This window comes from Actinomadura sp. NPDC048021 (genome assembly GCF_040653135.1).
Taxonomy (GTDB): domain Bacteria; phylum Actinomycetota; class Actinomycetes; order Streptosporangiales; family Streptosporangiaceae; genus Spirillospora; species Spirillospora verrucosospora.
On the sequence record NZ_JBEZJQ010000001.1, the window covers coordinates 390,460 to 406,924 of the forward strand.

General features: G+C 69.7%; 16 protein-coding genes. 8 read left to right on the forward strand and 8 right to left on the reverse strand.

Annotated elements, in window-relative coordinates:
- Nucleotides 1–9 precede the first annotated feature (9 nt).
- Nucleotides 10–471 carry a pyridoxamine 5'-phosphate oxidase family protein gene (locus AB0C87_RS01875; RefSeq protein ID WP_345179973.1) on the reverse strand — a complete coding sequence of 154 codons (462 nt, stop codon included), beginning with the start codon at nt 469–471 and terminating at the stop codon, nt 10–12.
- Nucleotides 472–700: 229 nt separating this feature from the next.
- Here AB0C87_RS01875 and AB0C87_RS01880 point away from each other — a divergent pair, with 229 nt between their 5' ends.
- The 3 genes from AB0C87_RS01880 (at nt 701) to AB0C87_RS01890 (ending at nt 3,026) form a co-directional block, all read left to right on the forward strand.
- Entirely contained in the window at nt 701–1,864 is a 1,164-nt protein-coding gene (locus AB0C87_RS01880) for a serine hydrolase domain-containing protein (protein WP_345179971.1), read from the forward strand.
- Between the two features lie 49 nt (nt 1,865–1,913).
- On the forward strand, nt 1,914–2,531 hold the full coding sequence (locus tag AB0C87_RS01885; RefSeq protein ID WP_345179968.1) for a DUF3841 domain-containing protein: 618 nt from the start codon (nt 1,914–1,916) through the stop codon (nt 2,529–2,531).
- Between the two features lie 99 nt (nt 2,532–2,630).
- Nucleotides 2,631–3,026 (forward strand): DUF3224 domain-containing protein, encoded by a 396-nt coding sequence (locus tag AB0C87_RS01890; protein ID WP_345179966.1) that lies wholly within the window; start codon nt 2,631–2,633, stop codon nt 3,024–3,026.
- 26 nt (nt 3,027–3,052) lie between these two features.
- On the opposite strand, the gene AB0C87_RS01895 is transcribed toward AB0C87_RS01890, so the two are convergent.
- Nucleotides 3,053–3,403 carry a hypothetical protein gene (locus AB0C87_RS01895; protein WP_345179964.1) on the reverse strand — a complete coding sequence of 117 codons (351 nt, stop codon included), beginning with the start codon at nt 3,401–3,403 and terminating at the stop codon, nt 3,053–3,055.
- Between the two features lie 98 nt (nt 3,404–3,501).
- The gene (locus AB0C87_RS01900) at nt 3,502–3,924 is read right to left on the reverse strand and encodes a helix-turn-helix domain-containing protein (protein ID WP_345179963.1); all 423 of its coding nucleotides are present in this window, start codon (nt 3,922–3,924) and stop codon (nt 3,502–3,504) included.
- A gap of 87 nt (nt 3,925–4,011) precedes the next feature.
- Here AB0C87_RS01900 and AB0C87_RS01905 point away from each other — a divergent pair, with 87 nt between their 5' ends.
- Entirely contained in the window at nt 4,012–4,833 is an 822-nt protein-coding gene (locus AB0C87_RS01905) for an NAD(P)H-binding protein (RefSeq protein ID WP_345179960.1), read from the forward strand.
- Nucleotides 4,834–4,978: 145 nt separating this feature from the next.
- On the opposite strand, the gene AB0C87_RS01910 is transcribed toward AB0C87_RS01905, so the two are convergent.
- Together AB0C87_RS01910 and AB0C87_RS01915 are read right to left on the reverse strand one after the other, a co-directional pair.
- Nucleotides 4,979–5,239 carry a DUF6406 domain-containing protein gene (locus AB0C87_RS01910; protein ID WP_345179959.1) on the reverse strand — a complete coding sequence of 87 codons (261 nt, stop codon included), beginning with the start codon at nt 5,237–5,239 and terminating at the stop codon, nt 4,979–4,981.
- Nucleotides 5,240–5,241: 2 nt separating this feature from the next.
- Complete coding sequence (locus AB0C87_RS01915; RefSeq protein ID WP_360576053.1) at nt 5,242–7,401, reverse strand: hypothetical protein; 2,160 nt, start codon at nt 7,399–7,401, stop codon at nt 5,242–5,244.
- Between the two features lie 516 nt (nt 7,402–7,917).
- Between AB0C87_RS01915 and AB0C87_RS01920 the strand changes: the two genes are divergently transcribed.
- Nucleotides 7,918–9,093 carry a glycosyltransferase family 4 protein gene (locus AB0C87_RS01920; RefSeq protein WP_345179954.1) on the forward strand — a complete coding sequence of 392 codons (1,176 nt, stop codon included), beginning with the start codon at nt 7,918–7,920 and terminating at the stop codon, nt 9,091–9,093.
- A complete protein-coding gene (locus AB0C87_RS01925; protein WP_360348418.1) occupies nt 9,072–10,346 on the forward strand; it encodes an MFS transporter in 1,275 nt (424 codons plus the stop codon). The genes AB0C87_RS01920 and AB0C87_RS01925 overlap by 22 nt, the downstream gene beginning before the upstream one ends.
- Here AB0C87_RS01925 and AB0C87_RS01930 read toward each other — a convergent pair.
- The gene (locus tag AB0C87_RS01930) at nt 10,339–11,805 is read right to left on the reverse strand and encodes an MFS transporter (protein ID WP_360348415.1); all 1,467 of its coding nucleotides are present in this window, start codon (nt 11,803–11,805) and stop codon (nt 10,339–10,341) included. The genes AB0C87_RS01925 and AB0C87_RS01930 overlap by 8 nt on opposite strands.
- Nucleotides 11,806–12,009: 204 nt before the next feature.
- On the opposite strand from AB0C87_RS01930, the gene sigJ reads away from it, so the two are divergent.
- Nucleotides 12,010–12,930, forward strand: coding sequence for an RNA polymerase sigma factor SigJ (gene sigJ / locus AB0C87_RS01935; RefSeq protein ID WP_360576055.1), 921 nt, complete (start codon nt 12,010–12,012; stop codon nt 12,928–12,930).
- Between the two features lie 173 nt (nt 12,931–13,103).
- On the opposite strand, the gene AB0C87_RS01940 is transcribed toward sigJ, so the two are convergent.
- Nucleotides 13,104–13,583, reverse strand: coding sequence for a carboxymuconolactone decarboxylase family protein (locus tag AB0C87_RS01940; RefSeq protein WP_360576057.1), 480 nt, complete (start codon nt 13,581–13,583; stop codon nt 13,104–13,106).
- A gap of 25 nt (nt 13,584–13,608) precedes the next feature.
- A complete protein-coding gene (locus AB0C87_RS01945; protein WP_360576059.1) occupies nt 13,609–14,688 on the reverse strand; it encodes a dihydrodipicolinate reductase in 1,080 nt (359 codons plus the stop codon).
- Nucleotides 14,689–14,899: 211 nt separating this feature from the next.
- On the opposite strand from AB0C87_RS01945, the gene AB0C87_RS01950 reads away from it, so the two are divergent.
- The gene (locus AB0C87_RS01950; RefSeq protein ID WP_360576061.1) at nt 14,900–16,441 is read left to right on the forward strand and encodes a GMC oxidoreductase; all 1,542 of its coding nucleotides are present in this window, start codon (nt 14,900–14,902) and stop codon (nt 16,439–16,441) included.
- Nucleotides 16,442–16,465: the final 24 nt, after the last annotated feature.

Here is a 16,465-nt window from a genome sequence, read left to right on the forward strand (position 1 = left end):
CGGGGGCCGCTATTCCAGCCAGGCCCCGTCGCGCATGATGACTCGGCCGCGCAGCTCCGGCTCGCCGCGCCAGGCGCGCACGACCTTCGGCACTACGCGCACATACAGATAGGGGTCCTTCTCCGCGCGCGGGTCCCATCCGAATTTGGCGGTGAAGGCCTCCGCCGCGTCTTCGGGCACGTCCCGGTCCGGGAAGCACTCTGCCTCGCCCTGGAGGAGCACCACGTCGAAGGTGTCCGGCAGCCCTAGCCGCACGCGGGGCTCCTCGCGGACGTTCCGAGCAGTCGCGGAACCGGCACCGGTGCACATCCACACCGCTTCGCCGTCCCACATGAACCACAGCGGCACCTGGTGCGGGCCGTGATCAGGGTGTGCCGTCGACACCCACACATCCCGCTCGCTGACGAGCCGCTCCAGGGTGTCGCGCCTACGTTCCGCCACCTGGCGGCCGACTATGCCCGTGGTCCGCATGAGCGCCGACCTTAGCCAGCAGACTCAAGGCGCGCATGAGGCGAGAGACCTACTCCCAGCGACCGAGAAACCCTCAGCCTCAGCCTTGTCGGCCTATCGCGGGCGTATCGAAAAGCGCATACGCCGCCGCAACAGTCCTTCGTCTTCGGTGGGGGCACGGACCACAGCGGTTCGTGCCGGGGGCCGTTTTCCCCGGCTTCGGAAGGCGAACACGAAAAGGAAACGCGTGGTGTCGCACAAGAACGTCCGCCCGCTGCTGAAGGCCGGTCTCGCCGCCGGTCTCGCCATGACGATGGCGGCACAGGCCGCGCCCGCCACCGCCGCCCCGGCGCAGGCCGGGAACGTGCAGAAGGCGATGGAGGAACTGGCCGGGACTCCCGGGGTCGTGGGGGCTGTCGGCGGGGCCTACCTCGACGGGAAGGCCGTCGGGCAGGGCAGCGGGGGCTCGCGCCTGCTGGACGGAGAGGGCGGACAGATTCCGGCGAACGCCCGCTTCCGGATCTGGTCGCAGACCAAGCAGATGGTGGCCACCGTGGTGCTGCAACTGGTCGAGGAGGGCCGGCTGGGCGTGGACGACAAGCTCGGCGACCTGCTGCCGGAGGTGGCGGAGAAGGATCTGGTGGAGCGGGCCGACGAGATCACGGTCCGGCAGATGATCCGGCACACCTCCGGCATCCCCGACTGGTACGCCGGAAAGCCGAAGCCGGACGGGAGCGAGGGAGACGACCCCGCGTTCGACGTGTTCGACTTCACGACCCCCTACCAGCCGCTCGATCTGGTGAGGTGGAGCCGCGCCCGGCCCCGGACCGGGGAACCGGGCGAGAAGTGGACCTACTCCAACACCAACTACACCCTCCTCGGCATGATCATCGAAAGGGCGACCGGCCACGACCTGGGCACCGAGCTGCACGATCACCTGTTCGGCCCGCTCGGGATGACCAAGACCTACCTCATGGTCGCGCCGCCGGACGGCGTCGTGGGGCCGCACGGCCACGGCTACTACCCCGACGCCGAGGGGAGGCTGCGCGACGTGGACCGGTTCAACGCCGGCTACACCGGCGGGGCCGGAGGGGTGGTCTCCACCGCGCACGACGTCAGCGTCTTCCAACGGGCGTTCAACCAGGGCAGGCTGCTGCCGCCGGAACTCCAGCGAGTCCTGACCGACCGGCTGCCCGGCGACTCGCGCCTCCAGGGCAAGCGCCGCACCAGTTGCGTCGACGATTTCTACATCGTGGGCGGGCTGGCCCCCGGCTCCATCGCCTTGACCTTCTACTCAGAAGACGGCCGCCGCCAGTTCGCGATGTCGCTCACCCTGAGCGCCAAGCCCAGCGCCGTGGAGTTCGACGCGGGCAAGGCCGTGGAGGCCGCCTTCTGCCCGTCGAAGCCGTCATGATGACGGCGTGGCCCCCTTTCCAGTTCGGAATGCCAAGCCTGAACAGGCCGTGCCCGCCGGTCGGATGGGCTACGACCTCGACGCGGAGCGGCTGCTGCTTCACACCGTCCAACCGGTCGAGGCGTTGGAGACCCTGCTCACGACGGGCACACTGAGGCCGGACCCGAAACTGGCTGAGGAAGCGTTCGCGGACGCCTACGCCTGGATCTACCGCATGATGGCGGCCCGCCTACCGACCAGCGGAGACGGCGCACTGTGGTTCTGGGCACGCACCCATCGCAAGCATCTGGTCGAAGCCTGTCGCCACTCGCGCGGCCAGGTGCTGCTCACCTGCCGGGTCCCGCGCGACCGGGTGCTCCTCTCCCACTTCGACGAGTGGCATCTGGTCCTGAACAGGGGCCTGGGGATGCCGAGGCGCCCTGGCGAGTCCGAGGACGACGCGTTCGCCCGCTGGGAGGAGACGTACGACGAGTTCGACGCCCGCCTCCGCGCGACAGGTATGCGCGACACCCCGATCCGGGAGTGGCCCACCGACCTGCGGAACGAGATCGAGAAGTCCTGGGAATGCATCCTCGACCGAGGCAACTACGGCCCGTTCGAATGCTGGCAGGGCACCGCCCACGCCCTGAACGCCGACGAAGTGCTGGAAGCCGTCCGGATCACCTGACCGCCCGAATCGGCCGAGCGGCAGCGAGACGACCCACGGGGCACACAAGGTCTCGGGGGTTGAAGGCGCTTCGAGAGGCGCAGGCTAGTCTTCGGCGCCATGACCGAGCAGCAGGAACAGCGCACCGTCGAGGCCAAGTTCGAGATCACCGACTTCGACGAGAGCGTGTACGAGGAACCTTCCGAGGGGCCCAAGATGACCCGGGTCACGATCCGCAAGCGGTACCAGGGCGTGATCGACGGTACGGGCGTCGCGGAGGTGTTGACCGCCCAGGGAGAGGCGGGCGGCGGTTACGTGGCGTCCGAGCGGATCGAGGGGACGCTCGACGGGCGACAGGGCACGTTCGTCATCCAGCATTTCGGGCTCGCCGACGGGGACGAGCAAAGCAGCCACGGCAGCATCGTCCCCAACTCCGGAACCGGAGGCCTGGCCGGCATCTCCGGCCAGGCCATGGAACGTGAATTCCAGGTGCTCACCCTCGCTTACACCCTGTAATTTCGCGGCGCACTCCAACTGGCGTACTAGGTTCGCCGGGCGTGGTCGGGGCAGAGCGTCTTGATCCACGCCTGGCCGGTCTCACTGCCCGGCTCGCCGCACACCTCGCAGGTGCGACGCGACTCTTCCCGGGCGGCCCCGAGAATCGCACTGACCCGGCTGCCGAGTTCCCGGTCGATGCCCAACTCCCCAGTGACGGGGTCGACGTACCCGCCCAGGTTGACGTCCAGCATCCCGTACTTCTCCTTGACCTGGGCCACCTGGTAGTTCGGCAGCACAGCGAGGAGTTCGGCGTGGGTCCGCATCAGGATGTCGCGCCACCCGGGCCCGACAAAGTCGAGGTACTCGGGAATCTGCCGGTCGGCCACGTTCGTCATGGATCCGATTCTGCCCCTAGTGCACCGCCGAGGCCCTCCCATTTTCAGCTCATTAGGGGCGTAGCGCCAAGCGCACCGCCCGGCATCTGCGGTCCCCGTTACCGGATGTCGTGGCCGGGGTTGGTCTGGTCGTACCGGTGCCGCGCCTCAGCGATGACGTCGCGATGAGTGAGGGACCAGTCGGCGAGTGCTTTGACCAGGTGGGTCAGACTGGTCCCAGTCTCCGTCAGGCGGTAGTCGACCTGGGCCGGGACGGTCGGGTACACGGTGCGGAGGACGAGTCCGTCGCGCTCCAGCCTGCGCACCGTGAGGGTGAGCATGCGCTGGGAGATGCCGTCGATCGCGCGCTGGAGCTCCCGGAAGCGCCGCGGCCCGCCCGCGAGTTCAACGACCACCAGTACCGACCACTTGTCCCCGATGCGGTCCAGGACATCGCGGATCCCGCAGTCCGGGTGGTCCGCCCGCCCGCAGGGATCGAGGGCCGCCGATGCGGCGGTTACCCCGGTGTGCGTGGGTGACATGAGACTGCCTCCTTGTGGCCGACGCGCGGGCAAATCAAGATCAAGCGTAGTTACCGAAGAGAACCACTACGGAAGTCGGGGACTGACATGATCTTGGTGACCGGAGCGAGCGGGAACCTCGGCTCGGCGACGCTCGCGGCGCTCAACGCCCGCGGCGCGAGCGCGACAGGCGGCAGCCGCACGCCCAAAGACGGGATGCGGCGCCTCGATTTCGACGACCCCACCGGCATGGACCTGGCCGGCATATCGACCCTGGTGCTGATCTCCGCCGGCTATGCCGAGGACGACCAGGTCATCGGGCGCCACAAGGCCGTCCTCGACGCCGCCGTCCGTGACGGCGTCCGGCACGTCATCTACACGAGCCTGACCGGCGCCGGCGACCACCTCGCTTTCGCACTGGCGCACCGCGCAACCGAAAGGCTCGTGCGCGCCTGCGGCCTGCCGTGGACGATCCTGCGCAACGGCCTGTATGCCGAACTCTTCGGCGGTCTGCTGATGTGGGCCGACGACGGGGTGGAGTCCGCGTTCGGCGACGGTGCTCTGGCCGCGGTCTCCCGCGCGGACCTCGCCGAGGCCGCGGCGATCATCGCTGAGGATCCGGCACGGCACAGCGGGCGCACCTACGACCTGACCGGCACGCCGATCACGACAGCGCAGGTGGCCGAACGACTCGGAGTCCCCTACCGCGCCATCGGCCTGGACGATTACCGGCGCCTACTCCTGAACGAGATGCTGGGCTTGCTGCCGTTCCAGCCGCCCATGCTCGTCTCGATCGCGACAAGCATCCGGCACGGCTTCCTCGACGGCACCAGCCCCGACCTCGCCCACGTCCTCGGCCGCCCCATCCGAGACCCACTCGCTACAGCCGTCGCAGCCGCCTCCACCACAAAACCGGCAGCACCCCAATAACACCGACCAGCACGGCAACGAGATGAGTCCTCCCAGCAATCACCCTGGGAGGACTCACACGCGTCCCCACCCAGACCCCCACCAGAAGGCCACCTCACCAGCCGCGCACACCAACCCGGCGACAGGAACCCGCCACCTGAAAGCGCTATTCAATCCTGGCGAAAACGGCGCCGAGCTTGTCCCAGCCAGCCTCTTCGACTCGCTCCAGCCTCCAGGTCTGGTTCCCGATGAGAAAGGTGTCTCCAGGACGGAGGATCAAGTCGCGCTCGCTATCGTCCTTGACGAACAGAGCAATCTCTGGAGGGCGGTCCTCAGTCCCCTTGCGCGCACCGACCAGACCGATTTTCATCTCGTTCTCGATGTAGGTCTGCGTACCCTGCTTCAGGCCGATTTCCTCGATCGCCATCGTCACTCCATTGTGGTGTAGGGCGGCCAAATGCAAGCCTTGAACTCTTTGACCGTCAGCGGGAGGGGCTCTTTGTCTCTCCAGGGGTTACGCAGGTGGAAGTTCCCCTGATCGTCAACCTTGGTGACCTCGTAGACGTGGCCGGCAACGAGCTTCTTCGGCAGAAGCAACTCGTTCTCCTTCAGCTCGCGGGTTCCCACCAGCACAGGCCTGCCCTCGGAGAGATGATCAGCGATTTCGTCCTGGAGCCGACGATCAGCGCTTCGCCCTTGACCATCATAGCCGGTGGGAAAATCTACCGTTCTGGCGGGACGGCCCGTGAGCTGTGTGAGAAGTTCGGCCCGATGTTCAGAACTGCTCCCCTGATTCAACCGCACATAACCAGTAGGCGCATCCCCAGGCTTGCCTTGCGCTTTCCAGATGCGGTTGACCCTCTCCTTGCGTTCAGTGCTCCACGTTTGATCCAGCCCGGCTATCGCCTTCTCCAGAACAGGCGCCCATGCCACATTCGTTGCCGTCAACGCAGCGAATGCGGGTCTACTGGGATCTCTGTCTTTGATCGGCAGTTCAGGCGTCACCGTGAGCTTTATAGACCGTCCGGTCGGCTCGTAACGCTGCCTGGACTTCGAGTACTCAGTATCGTGAAGGCGGACTTCATAGCTGCCGTCACCAAGTTCGATCACGCTGTTCCGGATGGCTTCGGGGTATTTCTCAGCGACTGCCCCAAGGGTGGCTATGATCCCGCAGTCCCCAAGCACTCCCTGTTCCGCCTGCTCCCGGGTGAGTTGATCGGAGAACAGTGGAACCCGGGTACCGTCAGCACGATCCAGCGGCGTACCATAGCGATCGGGAATGTTCTTCGGGTTTTCCCAAGGGTCCTGAGAGTCCGGGCGATCTACCGTACCCTTCAACTCCTCTGGCTTGCCGCTTCGGTCCAATTTGGCGGCAAACTGCTTTAGCCGGTCCGATATCCCGCGTTGGAGGACGACTTCCTCGTCGTAGTCGACGACACGTCCGTTATCGGAGGCTGGTTCTTCTTCCCCGGCGATCTTTCCCTTCGGGTCGTCTGTCACCTGATCGGAGCCCCTGGGGGCCGCTACACCGTCCAGCTCGCTGATCGGCCGCGCACCCAGGTCATTGCCGGGCACGTCTTCCGGCTGATTCGCGGACTCCCGAGCGAGACCTGCCCCCAAGTCGCGCGCGTCCTCGTTCCCCGTTCCGGAGGCGGGCGGTGGTTCACCGGTGCCTGGATTCTGGTCCTGCTGAAGCCTTGAGTCCTGCTCCTGCGGACGCTCGCTCTTCGAGCCGCCGTTCTCCGGTGATGGCGGCATGGGCTCGACGGCGGGTTCCGCGGGTTGCTGACCACCGGTGTCCGTAGTTTCGGTTCCTGGTGTCCCGCGCTCTTGCAGAGCGTCTTCGCGGGCGCGGGCGAGGCTTTCTCGGCGGGACGGCTGATCTGGGGAGCCTGGGTTGTCGGCCGGCAGGGTGTGCGGCCGTTTTGAGGAAGCGGGGTCGTCATGCGTCTCGGCCTTCTCGCCAACTCTCTCGGTTTGCGCGTCAGTGGGCTTGCCGTCACTCTCGCCCTGCGAGTCGTCGCTGCCCAGCCCCGTGTCAGGCTGCTCGCTTTCGGCGCCTTCCCCACCCTCGGTGCGCTCGTCGTCCCCTCTGCCCTCGTCCCGCTCGGCCTGCTCGGCCTGCTCGGCCTGCTCGTCGTGCTCGTCGTGCTCGTCGTGCTCGGCCTGCTCGGCCTGCTCGGCCTGCTCGTCCCGCTCGGCCTGCTCGTCCCGCTCGGCCTGCTCGTCCCGCTCGGCCTGCTCGGGTTGTTCGGCGGGCTTGGAGTTGTCTGCTTCTACGTCCTGTTCGGCTGCATCGTCTTCCCGATCGGGGGTCTCGGGACCGGTCGGCCTGTCCTTCTCGTCACCGGTGGGGGCAAGCTTGGCGCGTGCTTCCGTCCCCTTGGCGCCGCTGTCTTTGATCGCTGGCTGTTGGGTGTCGCTCTCTTGCGGTGCGGGTTCGCGGGCGCGGGCGAGGCTTTCTCGGCGGGACGGGTAGCCGGGAGCGCCAGGGTTGTCCGGTGGGGGCCCGGGAGGCTTGTCGGACGGCTTGGGCCGGTCGGTGTCCTCGACCTTGGCATCGGTCCTGGTGGGATGCTCCAAGCCCACGCTGCGCCCCTTCCACAAGACGAACCCACACCGGCCCGCGTCGACCCCATGCGAGCCTGGGTGGCCGATGCCGAGCGGGGCCTTCGGCCGGTCACACCGTCGTCTATGAAAGCGTGAATGCTCAGGGATTGCACGCTTCGTTGATCAGTGAGTCGTTCTCCTGTTTCGATGCCGCGGCTCGGACACCCTCACCACCGCCTCATCGTCGACCTCGCGAGATCAACGCTGCCGGATGGACTCATCGCACACCCGACAGCTCGCGGGCACGTGTCCAGCGAGGAGGGCGGTCTCAGGAGGCGCGAGCATGCTGGCCTGGTCTCTCCTCGCGCGGCGCCGGCCGCTCTTCGTCGACTTGTCACTTGTTTACCGTTGCATTTGCTCCGTGTTCCTTACACCATCCTTTCTTTTTGCTTTTGATCGGTTCGGGTCGACTTGTGCTGGTGCTTTGGGAGGGACATATCGGCTCGTGGCCTGGTGGATTGGTTGGGGGGCGTCTGGGCGGGAAATCGTGGACGCATGGAGATACCGCGGACGTTGGTGCTGACCGGGCACTTTCCACCGGAGCCCGGCGGTGTGCAGACGTTCACGTGGGAGTTGACTCGCCGGCTGCCCGAAGACCGGCTGCTCGTCGTGGCGCCCGCCTGGCCCGGGGCCGCGGAGTTCGACGCCGAGCTCGGGTTCCCCGTCGTCCGGCGGCGCGGGTACCTGCTGTTCCGGGGGCTGCGGCGGCTCGTGGTGCGGCACCGGGTCGAGGCGGGGTGGATCACGGCGGCGGCGCCGTTCGGGATGTACGCGCCGCTGGTGCGGGCGGCCGGGGTGCGGTGGCTGGTCGGGTCCGCGCACGGGCAGGAGCTGGGGTGGTTCCGGGCTCCCCCGACGCGGGCGGCGCTGCGGGCGGCGGCGCGGTCGTTCGACGTCCTCACCCATCTCAGCACGACGACGCTGCCGGAGCTGCGGGACGCCGTCGGCGACCGGACGCGGCTGGCGCGGCTCGCCGGGGCCGTGGACACCGTGCGGTTCCGGCCGGGGCTGGACGGGACGGCGGTCCGCCGCCGGCACGGCCTCGGCGGCGGGCCGGTGGTGCTCAGCGTCGCGCGGCTCGTCCGGCGCAAGGGGCACGACATGCTGGTCCGCGCGTGGGGGGACGTGGTGCGCCGGTGCCCCGACGCGCGGCTGGTGATCGTCGGGGACGGTCCGATGCGGCGCAGGCTCACCGAGATGGCGGACCGGGAGGCGCCCGGGACGGTCACGGTGGCCGGGCCCGTTCCCGCGGCGGAGCTGCCGCGCTACTACGCGGCCGCCGACGTGTTCGCGCTGCCGTGCCGCGACGACCGGGCGGGGCTTCAGACCGAGGGGCTGGGCCTGTCGGTGCTGGAGGCGTCCGCGTCGGGGCTGCCCGTGGTGGTGGGCCGGTCGGGCGGCAGCCCCGAGTCCCTGATCGACGGCCGGACGGGGGTCCTGGTCGACGCCACCGGGCCGGACGAGATCGCCCTGGCCCTGCACCGCATGCTCGGCTCCCCCGCGCGCGCCGCCGCGATGGGGGCGGCCGGACGGCGGTGGACGTGCGAGCGGTGGAGCTGGGACGCCGCCGCGGGGCGGCTCGCCGCCCTGCTGAAGGGCTCCGTCCTCGACGCGCCGCCGAAGCACGACACACCGGGGATGGAGCCCGCATGGGACTCAGGGAGCAGCTGAACAAGCGCGACTTCCGGCGGCTCATCATCGGCCAGACGGTGTCCTCGTTCGGCGACTGGATGGGCACGCTGGCGCTGATGTACTTCGTGCTGGAGCTCAGCGACTCCACGACGGCGGTCGGGGGCGTCCTGGTGCTGCGGCTGCTCCCGTCCGCGCTGGGCGCGCCGGTGGCGGCGCGGGTGGTGACGCGCTGGCGGCGGCGGAGCGTGCTGATGTGGTCGACCCTGGTCCAGACGGGCATGGCGCTGGCGCTGCCGATCGTGCCGTGGCTGGCGTGGGTGTACTTCTGGGCCTTCATGATCGAGGTGGCGGGCCTGATCTTCCTGCCGGCCCGGGACGCGTCCATCCCGTTCCTCATCGAGGACGAGGAGAACCGGCACGACACCGGCACGCTGGAGATCGCCAACGGGATCACGATGGCGACCTCGTACGGGATGATCCCGGTGGGCGCGGGGGCGTTCGGGCTGATCCTCTACTTCTCGCAGCACATCGGCCTCGGCACCCATCTGCGCTACCTGGTGGTGTTCTGGCTGGACGCCCTGACGTACCTCGCCTGCTACCTCGCCATCCGCTCGATCCCCGATCTCGGTCCGGGGCCGGCCGAGCGGCTGGAGGTGGAGCGGAGCGAGCAGGAGGCGTCGCCCCGCGGACTCCTCGCGGCCCTGCGGCTGCCCGTGGTGCGCGGCGTCCTGCCGGGCGTGGCGGTGGTCTCGCTCGGGCTGGGCGCGCTGTTCTCGCTGGGCGTGGTGTTCGTGCGGAACGTCCTGACCGCGGGGCCGCTGGAGTTCGGGACGCTGGTGGTGCTGTTCGGGGTGGGCGCGCTCGTCGGGCTGCTGATCATTCACCGCAAGGTGCGGAACCTGGAGGTGCAGATCCGGGTCGGGACGGCCGTGCAGGGCGTGGTGATCTTCATGATGGCGCTGCTGGGGACGGTGACGTGGGCGTTCATCGGGGCCGTGCTGTTCGGCGCGGCGGCGACCAGTGCCCTGGTCGGCGGGATCACCTACCTGCAGGAGGCGCTGAGCGGCGTCAACCGGAACCTCGCCCTCACCGCCTTCCACGCCGTCCTCCGGTTCGGCCTGGCGCTGGCCGCGCTGCTCGCCGGGGCCGCGTCCGACCTTCTGCGGAAGGCCGGCGTGTCGCCGCTCGGTCTGTCGCCGTCCCAGTTCGCCCTGGCCATGTCCGGCCTCATCGTCCTGTTCGGGGCGACACTGATCCGCGTCCCCGGCGCGAAGGACATCGCCTCTAGGTGACGGGGACGGGGCCGGCCTTCTTCTCCGGCTCCGCCGCGGACGCCTCCCCTCGGCTGTTGGCGGCGCGGAGGGCGACGACGGCCGCGGCGGCCAGGAAGAGGGAGCCGGCCAGCAGCGCCCGGGAGAACCCGCCGGTGAGCGCCTCGGGCACGGGCCTGCGGTCGGCCAGCAGGTCGTCGGTGCGGGCGGTGGCGACCGCGGAGAAGATCGCCAGGCCGAGGGCGCCGCCGATCTGCTGGGAGGCGTTGAGCAGCGCCGCCGCGAGCCCGGCCCGGTCCGGCGGGACGTTGGCGTTGGCCGCGGTGGTGACGGCCACGAACGTGAAGCCGAGCCCGAACGAGGTGACCATCAGGCCGGGCAGCAGGTCGGCGAGGTAGTGGCCGTCCACCGGGATGCGCGACAGCAGGTAGGTGCCGGCGGCCGCGAGCAGCAGCCCGGCGATCATCACCGGGCGGGTCCCGGCGCGTCCGATGAGCGGGGCGGACGCTCCCGCGGCGACCGCCACGCCCGCGCAGAGCGGCAGGTAGGCCGAACCGGTCTCCAGCGGCGAGTAGCCGAGGACGTTCACCATGTACAGGCTGAGGAAGAAGAACATCGACAGGAACCCGGCGACCGCGACGAGCTGGGTGACGTCCGCGGCGGCCAGCCCCCGGATCCGGAAGATCGACAGTGGCAGCAGCGGGTCGCGGCTGCGCTGCTCGTTGAGCAGGAACGCCGCCAGGAGCGCGGCGGCTCCGGCGAGACCGCCGATCGTGCGGCCCGCGTCCCAGCCGACCTCCGGGGCCTTGACCAGGGTGAACACCAGAAGCAGCATGCCGCCGGTGACGAGGACGGTGCCGAGCGCGTCGAAGCCGGCGAGCCGGGCGGTGCGCCGGTCGCCCTCGACGAGCAGGAACAGCCCGGCGATGACGATCGCGCAGACCGGGACGTTCACGAGCATCACCCAGCGCCAGCCGGGCCCGTCGGTGAGCAGCCCCCCGAACAGGACCCCGGCCGCCGAGGCGCCGCCGCCGACGCCGCCCCACACGCCGAGCGCCTTCCCGCGGTCGCCGCCCTCCTTGAAGGTGGTCGTCAGGATCGACAGCGTGCCCGGCAGCATCAGCGCCGCGCCCGCGCCCTGGGCGAGCCGCGCCGCGATGAGCGTCCCGGACGTGGCGGCGAGCCCGCCCGCGACCGAGGACAGCGAGAACAGCGCGGTGCCCGCGACCACGATCCGGCGGCGTCCGAGCAGGTCGGCGAGCCGTCCGCCGAGCAGCATGAACCCGCCGTAGGTCAGCAGGTAGCCGGACGGCACCCACTGCAGGTCCTGGACGGAGAAGTCCAGGTCGGCGCGGATCGCGGGCAGCGCCACGTTGACGATCGAGGCGTCGATGAAGTCCAGGAACGCGATGGCGCACAGCAGGGTCAGGGTGAGCTTGCCGCGTCCCGTCGCGAGGAAGGACGGAGGGGATTCGGTCATGGGAGGTCTCCGGTCGGTGGGCCCGCGCCGGGCGCGGGGCGCCAGGGTCCCCTGGCTGATTCGTTCCGCGACCCATGAGCGGATCGGAGGGCGGGTGTGTGACGCGGCGGGACGCGAATGAGGTCCAGGTCACATTCCGGTCGCGGATGTCACGATCGGGGGTCCGGTCTCGCTCTGAGGGGGGAGCGCACAGGAGGTCGAGCCATGTCCGAAGGCGTCGCGGACGACACCGCCACGCGGGTGTTCGCCGATCATCGGGAGCTGCTGTTCTCGGTGGTGTACAACATGCTCGGAAGCGTCACCGACACCGAGGACGTCCTGCAGGACGCGTGGCTGGCGTGGGCGTCGCGCGGCGGCGCCGCGGGCGAGGTCGAGAATCCGCGCGCCTACCTCGTGCGGATCGCGGTCAACACGGCGCTGTCGCGGCAGGCCGCGATCAGCCGCCGGCGCGAGACGTACGTGGGGCCGTGGCTGCCCGAGCCGCTGGTGGCGCGCGCCGACGTGGACGACGCCGCCGAGCGCACCGAGGCGGTCTCGATGGCGCTGCTGGTCGTCCTGGAGACGCTCACGCCGCTGGAACGGGCGGTGTTCGTCCTGCACGAGGTCTTCGGCTACGCCCACACCGAGATAGCGCCGATCCTCGACCGCAGCCCGGCGGCGATCAGGCAGCTCGCGCACCGCGCCCGGGAGCACGTGCACGCCCGCCGCCCGCGCTACCAGGCCGACCCGAAGGTGCAGCGGCAGGCGACGGAGCGGTTCCTGCAGGCCGCCCTCGGCGCCGACCTGGAGGCGCTGATGGAGATCCTCGCGCCGGATGTGACGCTGTGGACGGACGGCGGCGGCAAGTCCAGGGCCACGGCGGCGCTGCGTCCCATCCAGGGAGCCGGCAAGGTGGCGCGCGCCATCGCCGGGACGGCCGCCCGGAGGCCCATGGATCTGGACGTCGTCTACCGCACCGTCAACGGCGACCCGTCCGCGGTGCTGTTCGACCAGGACGCGCCGTTCGCCGTCATGGTCCTCGACCTGGACGCGGACGGCCACCGCGTCCGCGGCGTCTACGCCGTCACCAACCCCGACAAGCTGACCCACATCGATGAGGACCAGCAGGGCGAGGGAGACGGCTGACGGGCGCTCGTGTGACGGCGTCACGCGCCCTCACGTGCAATACCTACTAAGACAGTCGGAATAGTTGACTTAACGCGTGGGGTCGTGGTTCGCTGATGCCTGGGTCCGAAGGGGTTCTGCGGTTGTCCCGCGTACCGGGCCCGGCGCGGGGTGGCGCCGGGCCCGCCTCCGCGTCAGGAGTGCGGCAGGACGCACATCGCGTCGAGGCCGAGGACGCGGTTGAGGCGGCCGAAGGCCAGCCACGAGCCGATGCACATGCTCAGCTCCACGATCTCCGCCTGGGTGTAGCAGTCGGACATCCGGGTCCAGAACTCCTCGTCCAGGCCGTGGTGGTCGAGGATGTAGCGCTCGGCGTACTCGGCGGCGAGGCGGGTGCGGTCGTCGAAGGCGCCCGTGGTGCGCCATTCGGTCACCGCGTCGGCGAACCCCTCCTCGACCTTCTCGCCGTCGCGCTCCGTCCGCCAGTCGAGGCAGAACAGGCAGCCGTTGAGCTGGGCGACGCGCAGCCGGGCGGCCTCGAACTCGCGGAGCCCGAGCGTGGTGTGCGCGTAGACGGCGAGGGAGAGGTTCGAGGCGGCGGGGCCGATGCCCGGCACCATCTCGCCCCACACGTACTGGATCGGGTCCTTGCCCTCGGGGATCTCGATGTTCACGGGCCTGCCCTTCTGCTGACGCCTCTCATGGCGCCGTCCTGCCGAGTTTGCCCACGGCGGGACGGACGGGAACGTCGAGCGCGTCGTAGAGGCCCGGTTCGGCGTCCACGAGCCAGTCGATGGCGTTCACCAGGCGCCCGGCCGCCGTGGCGTTCCCTCCGGCGGCGCGGTTGCCGTGCTCGTCGGTTGCCTCGACCGTGACCTCGATGCGCGGGACGCCCTCGATGACCACGCGGTGCGCGCCGTCGCCGTCCGGGGGCATCGGCCAGTCCGGCGCGCACGACGGGTGGATGCGCGTGACGTGCTCGACGACGATGCGGGGCTCGCCCGCCACGATGCCCTGGACCTCGAAGCGCACCGCTCCCTGCGTTCCCTTCTCGAACTCGCCCATGGACGCGGTGGTGATCGTGGCGTCGAGCGGGCGGCGGTCCACGGTCTCGCGGATCTCGTCCAGCTCGGCGCCGAGCGCGCGGGCCATCAGCCGGACCTGGCCGCCCCACACCATGGTCGGGATGGTCGCGGCGAGCATCGGTGGCTCGTAGTCCATCGGCTGGCCCATGCCGACCAGGTACCGGACGGAGTCGGGCTGGTCGTAGGTCGAGTAGTCGAAGATCTCCTGGCAGCGGACCACGTCGATCGTGCCGCCGAGGCCGCTGACCAGCAGCGGCAGGACGTCGTTGCCCCACCCCGGGTCGACTCCGGAGGCGAACAGGGAGCCGCCGCCCTCGGCGATCGCGTCCAGCACCTCCGCGCGCGTCTCGGGCGGCGCCCCGCGCTGGTCGTAGAGGGCGTAGAGGGCTGGGGTGACGACGACCGCCCCCGCGCGGATCGCCCTGAGGACGTCGGCGAGCGCGTCGTCGGGCCGGACGTCGCCCGACGCGGCGTAGACGACGGCCTGCGGGCGGGCGGCGAGCACGGCCCCGGCGTCGGCGGTGGCCGCGATGCCGAGGTCGCGGCCGAGGCCGGCGAGGTCGCCCGCGTCCCGCCCCACCTTGGCGGGATCGTGGACGATCACGCCGGTCAGCCGGAGCGCCGGATGCGCCTCGACGGAGCGGACGGCCAGCCGTCCCATGTTGCCGGTACCCCAGACGACCACGGAGATCATGCGCGGAATGTACCAGCTGCCAAGCAAGCACTTGGTAGTCCACATGTGGACACGAGAAAGTTTCGGTCAGCTCGTGACGCGCCTCATATTTCGATATAGAACACGTTCTAATCTCACGAGTGAGGGAGGTCACATGCGTGACTCCACCCCGTCCCTTAGCGTGTCCCGCCGCGGCTTCATCGTTGGAACTGGTTCTATCGTCGGGCTGGGTATGCTCGGCCGGACCGGCGCCTCGGCGGCCCCCGTCCCGGCGCCCATCCCCAACGGCGCCCGCGTCCCCGTCCTGGTCGTCGGCACCGGGTACGGCGGCTCGGTCGCCGCGCTGCGCCTCGCCCAGGCGGGCGTCGACGTCCACATGGTCGAGATGGGCATGACCTGGGACACCCCGGGCTCGGACGGCAAGATCTTCTCGGGCATGAGGTCTCCCGACTACCGCGCCTACTGGCTCCGGACGCGGACCAAGCAGCCGCTCAGCAACTTCCTCGGCTTCCCGATCGACAAGGACGTCCCGAAGTACACCGGGATCCTGGACGCCGAGGACTTCGGCGGCATCCTCGTCTACCAGGGCCGGGGCGTCGGCGGCGGCTCCCTCGTCAACGGCGGGATGGCGGTCACGCCGAAGCGGTCGCGGTTCAGCGCCATCCTGCCCTCCGTGAACGCCGACGAGATGTACAACGTCTACTACCCGCGCGCCAACTCCGGGCTGGGCGTCAACGAGATCGACCGGGCGTGGTTCGACACCACCGACTGCTACCAGTACGCGCGGGTCGGGCGGAAGCACGCCCAGCGCTCGGGGTTCGAGTTCGTCTACGTCCCGAACGTCTACGACTTCAACTACATGAAGCAGGAGGCCGCCGGCGCCGTGCCGCAGTCGGCGCTCAACGCCGAGATCCTCTACGGCAACAACTACGGGAAGAAGTCACTCCAGAAGACCTACCTGGCGCAGGCCAAGGCCACGGGCCGGGTCGCCATCTCGGCGCAGCACCGGGTGACGTCGGTGTCGCCCGCGTCCGGCGGCGGGTACACGGTCGCCATCGAACAGATCGACACGAGCGGGAACGTCGTGGCGACCAAGACGGTGACCGCCGCGCGGGTGTTCTTCGCCGCCGGCAGCGTCGGCACCAGCAAGCTTCTGGTCAAGCTCAAGGCGACCGGCGCGCTGCCCAACCTGAACGGCGAGATCGGGAAGGGCTGGGGCGACAACGGCAACGTCATGGTCGGCCGCGCCAACCACCTGTGGGACCCGACCGGCAGCCTCCAGTCGGGCATGCCGACGGGCGGCATCGACAACTGGGACGCCGGCGGCGCGTTCGCCGAGGTCGCGCCCCTGCCGACCGGGATCGAGACGTACGCCTCGTTCTACCTGTCGATCACCAACACCCCGCACCGGGCCGAGTTCTCGTGGAACGGCTCCGCCGGACGGGTCGACCTCAACTGGCAGACCGCCTGGAAGCAGGCCAGCATTGACATGGCGAAGTCGATCTTCGACAAGATCAACAGCAAGGAGGGGACGATCTACCGGACCGACCTCTTCGGCTCCTACAAGATCTGGGGCGACCACCTCACCTACCACCCGCTCGGCGGCGCCGTCCTGAACAAGGCCACCGACAACTACGGCCGGCTGCACGGCCACCCCGGCCTCTACGCCATCGACGGCTCGCTCATCCCGGGCAACACCAGCGTGAACCCCTTCGTCACCATCACCGCCCTCGCCGAGCGGAACATCGAGAAGATCATCGCCACCGACCTGTGATGATCCACCGGGATCCGGCCACGG